Genomic DNA, 13,871 nt, shown 5'->3' with positions numbered 1-13,871 from the left:
GGTACTAGTACCTTCGCGGCTTCCCGGGGCGGACCGCGCTCGCCAAGGTGGCGCCATGATCTTGAAATCCCGCCGCGCCCGGACGTGGACCATCGTCGTGACGAGCGCGCTGGTCGTCGCCCTCGCCGGCGCGTTCACGCTGTTCGAGGTCTCGAAGTCGCGGACCTTCCAGTTCTTCGGCACCCTCGTGAACCGCGTCGAGACCAGCGAGAAGATCGTCGCCCTCACCTTGGACGACGGGCCCGATCCGGCCGGTGCCCACGCCATCCTGGACACGCTGCGCGGCCGCCAGGTGCCCGCGACGTTCTTCCTCATCGGCCGGGACATCGCGGCCCACCCGGACCTCGCGCACGACATCGCCGCCGCGGGGCACGAAATCGGCAACCACAGCTTCAGCCACGACCGCATGATCGGCGTGACCCCGTCCTGGGTCGCCGACGAGGTCGAAGCCACCGACGCCCTGATCCGGACCACCGGCTACACCGGCGAGATCCTCTTCCGGCCGCCGAACGGCAAGAAGCTCTTCGCCCTCCCCCGCTACCTCGCCGACCACCACCGCACGACGATCACCTGGGACGTCGAGCCGGACTCCGAGGGCGACCCCGACGCGGCCACCATCGAACGGGCCACCGTCGACCAGGTCCGGCCGGGCTCGATCATCCTGCTGCACGGCATGTACGGCTCCCGCGAGCCGACCCGGCAGGCGCTCGTCCCGATCCTCGACCGGCTCAAGCAGCGTGGCTACCGGTTCGTGACCGTGTCGCAGCTGCTGGCAGCTCGACACTGACGACCCAGTCGCCGTCCCGCGCGCCGTGGGTCAGCGCGCCGCCGGCCGCCGCGGCCTGCTCCGCGAGCCCGGCCAGCCCGTAGCCGGTGTGCACGCGTGGAGCCGCCTTGAGCGCGTTGCGCGCGGTGATCGTCACCCGGTCGCCGGCTTCGACGTCGAGGCGCAGCCGGACACCGGGACCGTTGTGGCGCAACGCGTTCACGGCGGTCTCCGCGACGAACCGCTCGGCCAGCTCCCGCACCGGACGCGGCAGGGCGGGCAGCACCGGGTCGCGGTCGAGGACCAGGCCCGCGGTGCGCAGCCGGGCCAGCACCTCGGTGAGGTCGGGGGCCCGTTCGGCGTCGTCCCGCAGGTCGTCCAGGGTGCGGCGGACCAACGTCAGCGCCCCGCGTCCGGCGGCCAGGAGGGTGTCGAGCCGCGCGCGGTCGGCTTCGGTCAGGTCGCCGACCGCGCGCAGCGTCTCGGCCTGCACCAGCATCACGGCCGTGGTCTGGGCGAGCGTGTCGTGCAGCCGCCGAGCGGCGCGTTCGGCCCGGTCGGCGAGCGCGCGACGGCGTTCGGCGCCGAGCAGCCAGGCGACCGCGCAGATCGTGACGGCGAGGACTGTGCCGTCGAGCGGGCCCTTCGCCGGGAACACGGCGGCGCCGACCACCAGCGCCGACGACGCCGCGAGCCACCGCCGCGGCGTGCCGTACAGGGCGATCAGGACCGGCACGTACATCGCGTTGCGCGGGTGGTCGAGCAGCAGGTGCCCGGCGGTCGCGACGGTGACCACCACCAGCACGACGACCGGGGCACGGCGGGACCACAGCAGCGGGACGAGCTGCGCCGCACTGAGCACGGCCGCGAACCAGCCCTGGTGCGGTGTCCACGCGCCGCTGGCGAAGAACACCGCAGCCACCGCGGCTGTCGTGACGTGAGAGTGACGCATGCGCCGACAGTAGAGTGCGAAGCATGATCCGCGTTCAGGTCGTCGACGACCACGCGCTGGTGCGCGAGGGGATCGCGCTGATCCTGGGCGCGCGGCCGGACCTCGACGTCGTCGGGCAGTACGCGAGCGGGCCAGAGCTGCTCACCTCGTCCGTCGACGCCGACGTCGTGCTGCTCGACCTCTACCTGCCCGGGATGGACGGCCTCGAAGTCCTGCGCCGGCTCGGGCCCGCGTCGCCGCGCGTGCTGATGCTGACCACGGTCGGCCGTCCCCGGGAGATCCGCGAAGCCCTCAGCGCGGGCGCGGCCGGGTTCGTGCTGAAGGACTCTTCCGGTGACGAGCTCGCGGCCGCCGTCCGGGCCGCGCACCAAGGGGTGACCGCGCTGAGTCCCGCGGTGGCGTCGGCGCTGGGCGCGGGCGGTTCGCTGACGCCGCGCGAGCGGGACGTGCTCGAGCTGCTCGGCGACGGATTGTCCAATAAGGACATAGCGGTCCGGCTCCGGCTGGCCGAGCGGACGGTGAAGGTGCACGTCGGCAACGTGCTGGCCAAGCTCGGCGTCACCAGCCGCACGCAGGCGGCGCTCGTGGCCAGGGACCGCTGAGTGGACTGGCTCGCGTCGTGGTGCGCTGACCATCTCGGCGCCGAGCCCGCGGCCGTGTTGTTCGAACGACGGTCCCTGTCGGACGTAGTCGGGCTGCGGCTGGCCGACGGGCGGGAGGTCGTGGTCAAGGCGCGCGAGGACGAGGGCCGGGCCGCCGCGTGCGTCACCGCGCAGGCCAGGCTGGCGGAACGGGGATTCCCGTGCCCGCGGCCGCTCACGCCCGTGATCGCCGTCGGTGCGCTGGCTGTGCACGCCGAGGAGTTCCGCCCCGGCGGCGCCCCGCTGCCGGGCGGCACCCCGGACGTCGCGGTGCGCTGCGCGGCGGTTTTCACCCGGCTGATGGCCGAACTGACCGGCGTGACCGTCCCGCCGCCGCTGCCGAACCCGCGCTGGGCCCGGTGGGACCACGCGGATCCGGGGCTGTGGCCGTCGATCGGCTTCCTCGACGAACGGGACCAGAGCGTCGTGCCCGCGGACGTCGTCGAAGCGGCGACGCGGGCACGAAAGCGGCTGCTGGCGGCAGAACTGCCGTGCGTGCTCGGCCACGCCGACTTCGAAGCCCAGAACCTCCGCTGGCGCGACGGGGACATCCGGTCGGTGGACGACTGGGACAGCCTGGCGTGGCAGCCGGAGGCGGCGCTGGCGGGAGCGGCGTGCGGGATGTTCGCCAGCGTCACGCCGCCGACGCTGGCGCCGATCGAGAGTTCGGCCGCGTTCCTGGCGGCGTACCAGGACCTGCGCGGACGCCGGTTCACCGACGAGGAACGGGAGATCGCGTGGGCGGCCGGCCTCTGGCCGGCGACGCACCACGCCCGCTGGGAGGCCCTGCACGGCGACCGCCCGGTGTGCGGAGAGGCCGTCCGCGTCCAGGCGGCCGAACGGCTTCGCCGGGCGAACGCTTGAGCTTGTACGGCTCGTGTACGCGCCCGGGTTAGCGTCGCGGGCCATGTCGAACCAGTGGAAACTGCTCTCCCTCGGCGTGTTCGCCGCCCTCGCGGCCACCACGGTCACCGCCACCGGCGCCGCCGCGGCGCCGACCACCTACTACGTCGATCAGGCCCTCGGCAACGACAACGCGGCCGGGACCCAGGCCGCGCCGTGGAAGTCCCTCGCCAAGGTCGCCGCCACCAAACTCGAGCCCGGGCAAACCGTGCTGCTGCGCCGCGGCCGGACCTGGAGCGGCGGGCTCGCCGTGCGCGGGTCCGGGTCGGCGTCGGCGCCGGTGAAGATCGGCGCCTACGGCGACGGCGCCCGCCCGGTCGTGCAGGGCAACGACGAAGCCTGCGTCAACCTGCCCGGCGACTACCTCTGGGTGCAGGACCTGCAGGTCGGCGTCGCGGCCGACGCCGGGCGCTGCTCCTGGGCCGGCGTCGAGGTGGGCGGCGACCACGACAAGGTCCTGTCGAACTACATCACCGGTGCCGGCGCGGGCATCTACATCGCGCCGTCGGCCGACGGCACCGAGGTCACGCAGAACGACCTCGTCGACAACAACCACATGACCAGGGTGACCCCGGGCGGCAGCGACGACTCGGGCGCCTTCGGGATCCTGGTGCAGGGCAACGGTTCCGACATCGGCTGGAACCGGATCAGCGGGTCGATCGCGGTGAGCGACGACTTCGGCGGCCTGGACGGCGCGGCCGTCGAGCTCTTCTACGGCTCGGACAACATCATCCACCACAACATTTCCGAGGACAACGAGTCCTTCACCGAGCTGGGCACCTACTCCGACGACCCGGACGGCGTGTCCCGCGACAACGTCTACGAATACAACGCCGTCTTCGGCGCCAAGACCCGCGGCGGCATCGTGACGCGCGACGCCGGCGACCAGAACGGCCCGGTGACCGGCACGATCTTCCGCAACAACTCCATCCGGCTGAGCAACGCCGAGTCCGAGGGCTTCGTCTGCTACGGCGGCTGCACGAACCGGACGCTGAAGCTCACGCAGAACGTCATCCAGGCCGCGATGAAGATCGGGTACGCCGACACCGGCTGGACCGCGACCGACCACAACGTCTTCTACGGCGGTCAGCGGCAGTTCACCCCGGGCGCCACGGACAAGGTCGCGGACCCGAAGTTCACCTCGGCCACCAACCTCGTCCTCACCGCGGGCAGCCCGGCGATCGGCCTAGGCACGACGAAGTACGCGAGCATCGACGTCGACGGCAACACCGTCGGCACCCGGATCGACGCGGGCGCCTACCAGTTCACCGGCTGAGCTGGCAAGCTCCCGGCATGGAACGTGTGCTTGGAATCGGCGGGTACTTCATCCGCGCGCAGGACCCGGCCGCCCTGGGGGCCTGGTACCGCGACTGCCTCGGCCTCGACACCGACGAAAACGGCGTGTGGTACCCGGAGGCGGGCCCCACGGTCTTCGCGCCGTTCGAGGCGGAGACGGACTACTTCGGCTCGCCGTCCCAGCGGACCATGCTCAACTTCCGGGTCCGCGACCTGGACGCGATGCTCACCCAGCTGCGCGCCCAAGGCGCCGACGTCGCCACCGAAACCCAGGACATGGACGGCGTCGGCCGCTTCGGCTGGGTCACCGACCCCGAAGGCAACCGCATCGAGCTCTGGCAACCCGCCTGACACCACCTCTCGCCGTGCTTGAGGAGTCGACACGCGTGATCAGAGGGTCGACACGCGTGACTGGAGCGACGACACGCCGAACCCAGCCGCGATGGCTCGTGTCGACCCTTCAATCACGCGTGTCGACCTCTCAATCACGCGTGTCGGCGCTTCCGTCACGGGGTGGTGACGTGGGTGAACTTGACCGGGATCTTCGGGGGGCCGCTGCCGTCGCCGATGCCCGGCTTGGACTGGTCGATGCCGCCGCGGGCGACCTTGTCGACGACTTCGAGGCCGGCGTCGTCGATGCTGCCGAAGACCGTGTACTCGGGTGGGATGTTGATCTCGCCGTAGACCAGGAAGAACTGGGAGCCGCCCGAGTCCGGCTGGTTCGTCTTCGCCATGGCGAGGACGCCACGGCCGTACGTCAGCTCCGGGAACACCTCGTCGCGGATCGTGTAGCCGGGGCCGCCGGTGCCGTCGCCGACCGGGTCGCCGCACTGCAGCATCTGCAGCCCGGCCGTCACCGACAGCCGGTGGCACGACGTGCCGTCGTAGAAGCCCTGCTTCGCCAGGCTCAGGAAGTTCACGACCGTGCACGGCGCCAGCGCGCGGTCCAGCGTGAGCCCGATGTCGCCCGCGCTCGTCGCCAGCCGCACTTCGGCCGTCCCCGACGACGGTGCCGGGCCGTCGGGCGGCAACGCCACCTTCTTCGGTGCCGGCGAGCCGGAGTCGGGGGTGAACGCGCAGGTCACCGGGTTGGCCAGCGGCTTCGTCCGCTTCGGCATCGGGGCGCGGCCGCCCGGGAGCGCCACCGGGGTGCTCGGGGTCGTGATCGTCGGCGTGGGCGACGCGAGCGTCGCCGAGCCGCCCGGCGAGATCCCGGGCAGGGTCTTCACGTCGGGATCGCGCAGGAAACCGGGGTAGCCCCAGGCCAGGAACGCCAGCGTCATCAGGATGACGACCACCGCCGACCCGCTGACCAGCACGACAGCGGCCGGTGACGCCTTCTTCGGCGGCACCGGCGGCTGCCACGGCGGATACTGGTGTTGCTGCGGGTACGGCTGGTGCTGCGGGTACGAGTACGGCGGCCACTGCTCCTCGGGCCGCTGCCCCGGTCCCCCCGGCTCGCTCATCCACACTCCCCTCGTCGGCCGCCCATTGTGCCGGGTAAGCCTCCTCCCGGGAGGGGAATCCGGGAAGGAGCTCCCGCTAGGGCAGTCCCCAGGGCACGCTCGGCCCGCCCGGCGCGACCGGCCGGACGCCGAAGTCCGGTTTGTCGCCCTTCCGGTACACGAAGGCGTCCTCTCCGCACCCGAGCTCGACCTGGACGTCCCCGTTGGCCAGCCGTCGCCAGCGGCGCGCCCGGCCGCGCGCGTCGGTCACCGCGAGCTCGCCGTCGATGCCCGGCCGCAGCACGCACGGCGCCCCGGCTTCGCTGTGCACCTTCAGCCACCGCGTCTTCCCGCCGGCCCGGGACGCGCTGAGCAGGAACGCGCCTTCGGTGCGGAAGTCCCGCAACGCGACGTCGCCCCACGCCGACGGCACGGCGGGGAACAGGCGGAGCACGCCGTCCCAGCTCTGCACCAGCATGTCCTGGAGGGACTTCGCCGCCGAAAGCGGCGTCTCGATGACCGGCCCGGACTCCTTGTACATCGTGTTCGGCTGGATGTACCGCCGCTGCAGCTCGCCGAGGTAGAACGCGGCCTGGTCGCCGCGCAGCATCTGCGCCGAGATCGACGCGGCCCCGGTGAACGTGTAGCCCTGCAGCGCACCCTCGAAGCCGACCCAGTGGTTCAGCGACGTCTCGATGATCTGCCGGTGCTCCGGCTGCTCCCACGTGACGTCGTAGAGCGGGTAGATCTGCAGCAGGTGCGAGTAGTGCCGGTGCGACTTCGCGAACGGCACCCCGGCGCCGATCATGTAGCCGTTGACGTCGGCCGGGTAGTCCACCAGCGTCGCCAGGACGTTCCGCCACTTCGCCGCCAGCGGATCGGCGGGCGCGTGCTGCAACAGCGTCTTGCAGCCCCAGCGGATCAGCGACAGGTCGTAGTTGCAGTCCGGGGCGTTGACGCCGTACTCCGGCGAGAACGTCGGCGGCAGGTGCAGCTTCCCGTCCGGGCCCGGTGCGAGGAAGTGCAGGTAGTAGTTGATCGCCCGGCGCAGCAACGGGACCAGCGTGTCCCGCAGCAGCTGCCGGTCCATCGTGTGCCGGTAGGACAGCCACACGTTGTGCAGTGCCCAGGTCAGGTTCCCGACCTCCGGGGTGGGCGTGTCCTGCCCCGGGATGCCGACGGGGAACCCGCTGGTGGCGTTCGAAACGCCGTTGAGCAGGGTCATGTCCGTCGTGCGCGGGATGCCCGCGGAGTCGGCTTGGTACGGCGAAGCGACCTGGCTGACGAGATTGCCGCGGTACTTGCCGAGCGCGTAGCTGACGGCGTCGAGCTCCAGGTGGTTGGAGCCGTGGATCAGCCAGTATTCGAGCTGGACGTTGAGGTTCCACCACGTCGCCGGCCACGGCGTGTTCTCCAGCCACGGCCCCGAGGTCGCCATCACCGGCGCCTCCCGCCGGGCCGCCGACGCGACCTTGTACAGCTGGATCCAGTAGAAGCTCTGCAGCCGGGTGTCCGGAATGGACAGGAAGCTCCGCCGGTAGTAGTCGTGCCACCAGCGCCGGTGGTCCTGGGTCAGCGCGCCGAACGGAAGCGCCCGGCGGACCGTGCCCAACGCCCGCGCCACCGACGTCTTCTCCGGGTGCGACCACGCCACCGACGTGTACAGCGTCCGCGCGCCACCGCGCGTGACCTCCCGCCAGGCCGTCACGTGCTCGCCGCCGGCCAGCAGCGGCTGGACGGCCAGCTGCGCGTCACCGCTCGCCGACAGCTGGACCGGCGGGTTCGCGGTGTACCCGGCCGGCGGCGGCTTGTTCCACACCGGGTCGGCGCGCGGGCTGACCGCGACCGCCGGGTGGAACACCCACTTGAACGCCCGCTCCCCTTCGGACGGCCGGATTTCGACGGCGAGCAACGACTGTCCGGTGTGGACGATGGCGCGCAGGCTCAGGCTCCCCGCCGCCGTCGTGATCGTGCCGGTCAGCTCGGCGTTCCAGAGGTCCATCCGCCAGTCGATCGCGGTGATCGCGCCGACCGGTTCGAGCGTGAAGTACCCGATCGGCAACCGGGCCAGGCCGAACAGCGAGCCGAACTCCGGCCGGTGGTCCTGCACCTGGCTGTGCTGGACGTTGAACCGGATCGCGTTCTGCCCGGGCTCGGCGTAAATGCCCGAGCCGAGGAACCCGTTGCCCAGGAACGGTCCCTCGTACCAGGTCTTCGGCAGCCGCCGCCAGTACAGGTCCGCGGTGCCCACGAACCCGGCCCAGCCGAAGTCGTCGCTGCCGGGTGCCGCGGCCGCTTCGCCGAAGGCGGGGGTGATGCCGGCCGCGCCCACGGCCAGCCCGGCGAGCGCCCCGCCGAGCACGGTTCTGCGGGTGATGTCCATTCGACCTCCTTGTCGAAAGCAGGATTCAGCTCGGCAGGCCCCACGCCGGTGCCGGGCCGAGCGCGGGAACGTCGCGCGGCGCGAAGCCCGGACGCGAGCCTCGCGGGGTGACGACGGCGGTGCCGCCGCGGCGCAACCCGATCGCGATCCGCCCGGGTCCCGCCGCACGCCACGGCAGCCGCCTGCCGTATTCGTCGCGGACGTCGACGTCCCCGGTGACGCCGTGCTGGAGCACCAGCGGCTCACCGGCTTCGCTGTGGACGCGGACGAACTCCGTCGAGCCGTCGCGGCGGGAGGCGTCCACGAGGAACGCGCCTTCCGCGCGCAGGCCCGCGATCGAGGCGTCCCGCCAGGTCGCCGACACCGACGGGAAGATCTTGAGCACGCCGCCGGAGCCCTGCATCAGCATGTCCACAACGGACTGCGCCGCGGTGATCGGGCTTTCGATCGCGAAGTTCGAGCCCTCGCGGTACATCGTGTTCGCGGTCAGCTCGGTGTCGGCCACGACGTTCCGGTCGAGGAAGAACTTCAGGTACCGCAGCGCTTCTTCGGGCGCGTCCATCACCGAACTCATCGACGACGCGGCCGCGTAGCTGTAGCCGTGCCACGCCGTCTGGTCGGCGATCCAGTGGTTGAACGTCCGCGTCATGATGTCGCGGTCGCCCGCCCGGTCCCAGACCTTCTCCCGCAGCGGGTACAGCCACAGCAGGTGCGAGAAGTGCCGGTGCGACGCGGCCAGCGGAACGCCGTCGCCGATCAGCACGCCGTTGGCGGGGTCTTCGTGGTACGGCACGAGCTTCGCGCCGATTTCCCGCCAGATCGGCACGCGCGGTTCGTCAAGGCAGAGGATCCGGGCGGAGTCGACGAGCGTGCGCGCCGCCCACCGGATCAGCGACAGGTCGTAGGTGCAGTCCGGCGCGTCGGCGTACTCCGGCGACCGGGTCAGCGGCAGGTGCAGGAACCCGTCCGGTCCGGTGAACAGGACGTGGCGGTAGAAGTTGAGCGCCTTCGCCAGCGTCGGGTACAGGACGTCGCGGAGCACGCGCCCGTCCAGGTGGTGCCGGTAGGCCAGCCACACGTTGTGCAAGCCCCACAACAGGTTCCCGGTCTGATCGGTCTTGGACGTCGTCCCGGGGACGCCCACCGAGCGCGTGCCGCCGGGACGCAGCCGCCAGTCACCCGGGTGCGAGAGGGCGTAGGTGTCGCCGTCGCGGTAGGCGGGCGGGACGGACACCTCGAGGTTCGCGTGGTCGCGCCGGAAGGTCTCGGTGACGGCGTCGAGTTCGGGGTGGTTGCTGCTGTTGACGATCGGGTAGGTGACCTGGACGTTGAGGTTCCACCAGACCGCGGTCCAGCTGTTGCCGACTTCGGGGAACCACGGCCCCCACTCGGACACGACCGGCCCGTCCGCGCGCGTGGCGGCCGCGATCTTGTACAGCTGGATCCAGTAGAACCGCTGGACCTGCTTGTCCGGCACCGAAACGAAGCTGCGCCGGTGGTAGTCGTTCCACCAGCGGCGGTGGCGGGCGAGCAGGACGTCGGGGTTCGCGGCAAGCGCTTTCTGGACGGCGTTCAGGGCGTCCGCCGTGTGCGTCGTGCCCGGGAAGCTGTACGCGACGGCCGCCGCGAACAGCCGCCGCGCCCCGATCGCGCGTTCCCGCCAAGCCGTCGTGTACCCGCCCCCGGCGAGCATCGGCTGGGCGCAGTACCCGTCCCCGGCCTGGGGTGCGGGGTTCGCGATGTACTCCGGCGGCTTGCGGACGGTCCGGGTGGTCGCCGACTCCAGCGGCTGGAACGCCCAGGCGGCGCTCGTTTCGCCGGCGCTCGGCGTCAGGGAGACGAGCAGCACGCCGAGGTCGTTGTGCACGACGGCGGAGAAGGCGACCGAGCCCTGGGTGGTGGTGATGGTGCCGCCCAGTTCGGCGTTGTACAGGTCGAGCGTCCAGTCGACGGCGGTGACCGCACCGGCCAGGGTGAGCGTGAGGAAACCGATCGGCAGCCGGGACAGCCCGATGCCCGCTTCCCACTGGATCCGCTGGTCCTGCACCTGGGTGTGGCTCAGCATCACCTTGAGCACCTGCGGCGTCGCCCCGGCGTAGACCTGGGCGCCGAGGTAGCCGTTGGCGAGGAACGGGCCTTCCTGCCAGTTCTTCGGCAGCCGCCGCCAGACCATCCGGGCATCGGCGGCGACGCCGGAGTGCGGGTTCCCCCCGACGGCGAGCGCGGGCGGCGCCGCGCGGGCCCACAGACCCCCGAAGGCCGCGGCCCCGGCCAGGACCGAGGCCGAGCGGAGCACCGTCCGCCGGGACACTGCGTCCATGAAGCATCCTCCGAATTCATACTACGTTTCGGCGAGATCATGCGGCGGCGTCCGGCCATACTTGCAGAGAGGTGCCCAAAAGGCCAGAGATGTTCACCCAGAAAGCGGCAGATACATCCGATGAATCGGGGGTGCAGGTGACTTATCAGCCCGCTCGTTCGAGGCACAGCTGGGCGATCAGGGTTTCCGTCGCCCACCGCTCCCACCGGTCGAGCGACCAGCCACGGTCGCGGACGAACAGCCGGTAGAGCTCCGGACTGAGCAGCCCGAACAGCAGATCGGCGGCGTGCTCGGCGGTCACCCCGGCGCGCGCCCCCGGTTTGACCACCAGCGAGCGGGCGGCGGCCAGGTGGACGGCGAACCTCGGGTCGGTTTCGCCGGGCCACTGCTCGGCGACCGCCGGATCGCTCGCGGCGGCGGCACGCAGCATCTCCGTGATCGGGGCGACGCGCTCGAGGATCCCGCGCGTTCCGCGGACGTGCAGCCGCAGGTGGGCGTCGGCGGTCGTGGCCGCGAGAGCCTCCCGGAACCACGGCCGGTCCATCGTCGCGACCGGCTCGGCGTCCCCCGCGATCGCCACGTCGACCAGTTCCTTGAGCAGCACACGCTTGTTGCCGAAAGTGAAGTAGATCGTCTGCACGGCCACCCCGGCCCGGTCGGCGATCTCCTTGAGGGTCGTCGCGCCGTATCCGTTGCGCACGAACAGCTCCTGCGCGGCCTCCAGCATGCGCCGGCGCGTCCGCGCGGCGTCACGGACTTTCTTCGGCCCGGCCTTGCGCTGCTCCATTACTAGAGTGTACTTCTAGAGTTCAACTCTAGTTATCGCCACCCCGGAGGACCGCATGCCCACCATCGCGAACACCCGGCAGGCCGACGCCTGGAACGGCTGGGAAGGCGCCCACTGGGCGCGGAACCGCGCCCGCTACAACGCGATCGTCGCCGCGTTCAACGACGAGCTCTTCCAGAGCGCCGCGATCGCCCCGGACCACCGCGTTCTCGACATCGGCTGCGGCACGGGACAGGTCACGCTGCTGGCGGCGCGGCGGGCGACGGAGGGACACGTCGTCGGTATCGACCTTTCGGCCCCGATGCTGGACGTCGCCCGTGCCGACGCGGCGGCCCAGGGCTTGGCCAACGCCCGGTTCGACCAGGGTGACGCCCAGGTCCACCCCTTTCCGGACGCCGGCTTCGACGTCGCGATCAGCCGCGGCGGGGTGATGTTCTTCGAAGATGCCGTGGCCGCCTTCGCCAACGTCCGGCGAGGACTGCGCCCCGCCGGGCGGCTGGTGTTCATGGGCCCGCAGCGCGGCACTCCGGACAGTGCCTACGCCCGCGCCACCACGGCGCTGCGGCCCTTGATGCGCGAGCCGTCGCCCGCCTCGCGGGGGATGGGCTCGCTGGTCGACCCGGCCCGGATCCGCGCGGTGCTCGAAGCGGCCGGGTTCACCGGCATCGGCATCGAACCGGTCACCGCACCCATGGACTACGGACGTGACGCCGCCGACGCGGCCGACTTCATCCTCGGCCAAGGGTCCGTTCGCAGCAACCTGGCCGCACTCGAGCCGAGCGTCGTCGCGCGGACGCGAGAGCAGCTGCGGGCGGACCTCGCGGCGTTCGAGACCTCCGAAGGCGTCCGCATCTCCGGCGCGGTCTGGATGGTCAGCGCCACCCGCCCCGGCACCCTCTAAGTGCCCGGCAGCGGCGGCAGCGCCGGCGTGTCCAGCCAGCGGGTGAAGAACGCGCCCAGCGAGCGGCCCGCGTGCGCTTCCGCCGCGGCCACGAACGCTTCGGTCGTGACCAGCCCGTGCCGGTGCTCCTCGGCCCACGACTTCAGCAGCGCGAAGAACGCCGGGTCCCCGATCTCCGCCCGCAGCGCGTGCAACGTCAGCCCGCCGCGCTTGTAGACCCGCTCGTCGAACATCCGGGACACGCCCGGGTCGGCGATGCGGACGTCCGCCGGCTTGGCCTTGATCCGCGTGTACCAGCCGCGAGCCAGCGCCGAAGCGGACTGGCCGCCGGACTCCTCCGACCACAGCCACTCGGCGTAGGTCGCGAAGCCCTCGTTGAGCCAGATGTGCCGCCAGTCGGCCACCGTCAGGCTGTTGCCGAACCACTGGTGGGCCAGCTCGTGCAGCACGAGCCGCTCGTGGGTGCGGCGGCCGTCGACGTGGTTGGCGCCGAAGATCGCCATGCCCTGCGCCTCGATCGGGTCGTCGAGGTCGTCGTCGGTGACGACGATGACGTACTCGGCGAACGGGTACGCGCCGAACAGCCGCTGCAGGAACTCCATCATCCGGCCCTGGCGCCCGAAGTCGCGGTCGAACGCGCGACGCAGCCGCGGCGGCACGGCGGCCCGCTGCGGCACCGTCTCGAAGACCGACTCCACCTGCCCGCTCGCGCGCCCGATGCCGAGACTCAGCCGGCGCAGCCCCACCCCGCTGTGCGGGAACCAGCCGCGGCCGGTCAGCTCGACCTCGTCGTAGCGGCCGATCTGCACGCTCATCAGGTACGTCGCCGTCGGCTCACGCCGTTCGTAGACCCACTTCGTGGTGCTGGCCGCGGTGGACCGCTCGACCAGCGTGCCGGTGACCGCGACCAGGTACGGCGACGCCGTCGTCACGCTCACCCGGTAGGCGGCCTTGTCCGACGGGTGGTCGTTGCAGGGGAACCACGACGGCGCGCCGACCGGCTGGCTCGCCACCAGCGCGCCGTCGGTCAGCTCGTCCCAGCCGACGTCACCCCAGCGGCTCCCCACCGGGCGCGGGTTGCCGACGTAGTGGACCTCGACGGTGAACCCGGTACCCGCCGGGATCGACTTCACCGGCTTGACGTGCAGCTTCGCACCGCGCTTGAGGTACTTCGCGGGCTTGCCGTCGACCAGCACGCGGTTGATCCGGAAGTCGGCGAAGTCGAAGCTGACGCGGGAAAGCGCCTGCGTCGCCTCGGCCGTGATCACCGCCGAGGCCGACAGCCGGTTCGGCGCGACCTTGTAGTCGAGGTTCAGGTCGTAGTGGCGGACGCGGTAGCCGCCGTTGCCGTGCGCGGGCAGGTAGGGGTCGCCGGAGGTGTCCGCGCCGGGAGCGGGAGCCTTCGAAATCACCCGTGGCGAACCTTTCGTCGTGCGTGCTGGAACCAGGCTCGCACGGACGGGTGAGTCCGGCGCGC

12 protein-coding genes are annotated in these 13,871 nt (G+C 71.7%); 6 read left to right on the top strand and 6 right to left on the bottom strand.

All coding sequences use genetic code 11. The features are described from left to right. The first annotated feature begins 55 nt into the window (after positions 1 to 55). Positions 56 to 787, top strand: a complete 732-nt coding sequence (locus tag CF165_RS43375) for a polysaccharide deacetylase family protein (RefSeq protein WP_167441746.1) — start codon at positions 56 to 58, stop codon at positions 785 to 787. Here the strand turns inward: CF165_RS43375 and CF165_RS43370 are convergent. Next, positions 729 to 1,718, bottom strand: coding sequence for a histidine kinase (locus tag CF165_RS43370; RefSeq protein ID WP_093953412.1), 990 nt, complete (start codon positions 1,716 to 1,718; stop codon positions 729 to 731). The genes CF165_RS43375 and CF165_RS43370 overlap by 59 nt on opposite strands. A gap of 23 nt (positions 1,719 to 1,741) precedes the next feature. Between CF165_RS43370 and CF165_RS43365 the strand changes: the two genes are divergently transcribed. From CF165_RS43365 to CF165_RS43350, 4 genes are read left to right on the top strand one after another with little or no spacing between them, the layout of a single operon-like run. Beyond that, positions 1,742 to 2,320 carry a LuxR C-terminal-related transcriptional regulator gene (locus CF165_RS43365; protein ID WP_093953411.1) on the top strand — a complete coding sequence of 193 codons (579 nt, stop codon included), beginning with the start codon at positions 1,742 to 1,744 and terminating at the stop codon, positions 2,318 to 2,320. Continuing rightward, the gene (locus CF165_RS51940; RefSeq protein ID WP_093953410.1) at positions 2,321 to 3,223 is read left to right on the top strand and encodes a phosphotransferase; all 903 of its coding nucleotides are present in this window, start codon (positions 2,321 to 2,323) and stop codon (positions 3,221 to 3,223) included. Between the two features lie 43 nt (positions 3,224 to 3,266). Further along, a complete protein-coding gene (locus tag CF165_RS43355; protein ID WP_093953409.1) occupies positions 3,267 to 4,538 on the top strand; it encodes a right-handed parallel beta-helix repeat-containing protein in 1,272 nt (423 codons plus the stop codon). Positions 4,539 to 4,555: 17 nt separating this feature from the next. After that, entirely contained in the window at positions 4,556 to 4,909 is a 354-nt protein-coding gene (locus tag CF165_RS43350; protein ID WP_093953408.1) for a VOC family protein, read from the top strand. A gap of 155 nt (positions 4,910 to 5,064) precedes the next feature. Here CF165_RS43350 and CF165_RS43345 read toward each other — a convergent pair whose 3' ends face one another. The 4 genes from CF165_RS43345 to CF165_RS43330 all read right to left on the bottom strand — a co-directional run bounded on the left by CF165_RS43345 (position 5,065) and on the right by CF165_RS43330 (position 11,493). Next, the gene (locus CF165_RS43345; protein WP_093953463.1) at positions 5,065 to 6,024 is read right to left on the bottom strand and encodes a peptidylprolyl isomerase; all 960 of its coding nucleotides are present in this window, start codon (positions 6,022 to 6,024) and stop codon (positions 5,065 to 5,067) included. 76 nt (positions 6,025 to 6,100) lie between these two features. After that, positions 6,101 to 8,386, bottom strand: coding sequence for a glycosyl hydrolase family 95 catalytic domain-containing protein (locus CF165_RS43340; protein ID WP_093953407.1), 2,286 nt, complete (start codon positions 8,384 to 8,386; stop codon positions 6,101 to 6,103). 25 nt (positions 8,387 to 8,411) lie between these two features. Continuing rightward, the gene (locus tag CF165_RS43335) at positions 8,412 to 10,706 is read right to left on the bottom strand and encodes a glycosyl hydrolase family 95 catalytic domain-containing protein (RefSeq protein WP_093953406.1); all 2,295 of its coding nucleotides are present in this window, start codon (positions 10,704 to 10,706) and stop codon (positions 8,412 to 8,414) included. 145 nt (positions 10,707 to 10,851) lie between these two features. Then, positions 10,852 to 11,493, bottom strand: a complete 642-nt coding sequence (locus CF165_RS43330; protein ID WP_093953405.1) for a TetR/AcrR family transcriptional regulator — start codon at positions 11,491 to 11,493, stop codon at positions 10,852 to 10,854. 55 nt (positions 11,494 to 11,548) lie between these two features. Here CF165_RS43330 and CF165_RS43325 point away from each other — a divergent pair, with 55 nt between their 5' ends. Next, entirely contained in the window at positions 11,549 to 12,394 is an 846-nt protein-coding gene (locus tag CF165_RS43325) for a class I SAM-dependent methyltransferase (RefSeq protein WP_093953404.1), read from the top strand. Here the strand turns inward: CF165_RS43325 and CF165_RS43320 are convergent. After that, positions 12,391 to 13,806: a M1 family metallopeptidase gene (locus tag CF165_RS43320; RefSeq protein ID WP_093953403.1), complete on the bottom strand. Its 1,416-nt coding sequence runs from the start codon at positions 13,804 to 13,806 to the stop codon at positions 12,391 to 12,393. The two genes, CF165_RS43325 and CF165_RS43320, sit on opposite strands and share 4 nt — an antisense overlap. Positions 13,807 to 13,871: the final 65 nt, after the last annotated feature.

The organism is Amycolatopsis vastitatis (genome assembly GCF_002234595.1).
GTDB classification, from domain to species: Bacteria; Actinomycetota; Actinomycetes; order Mycobacteriales; family Pseudonocardiaceae; genus Amycolatopsis; species Amycolatopsis vastitatis.
The sequence above is the reverse complement of the archived record's forward strand: the minus strand, read 5'-3'. Positions and strand labels throughout refer to the sequence as shown.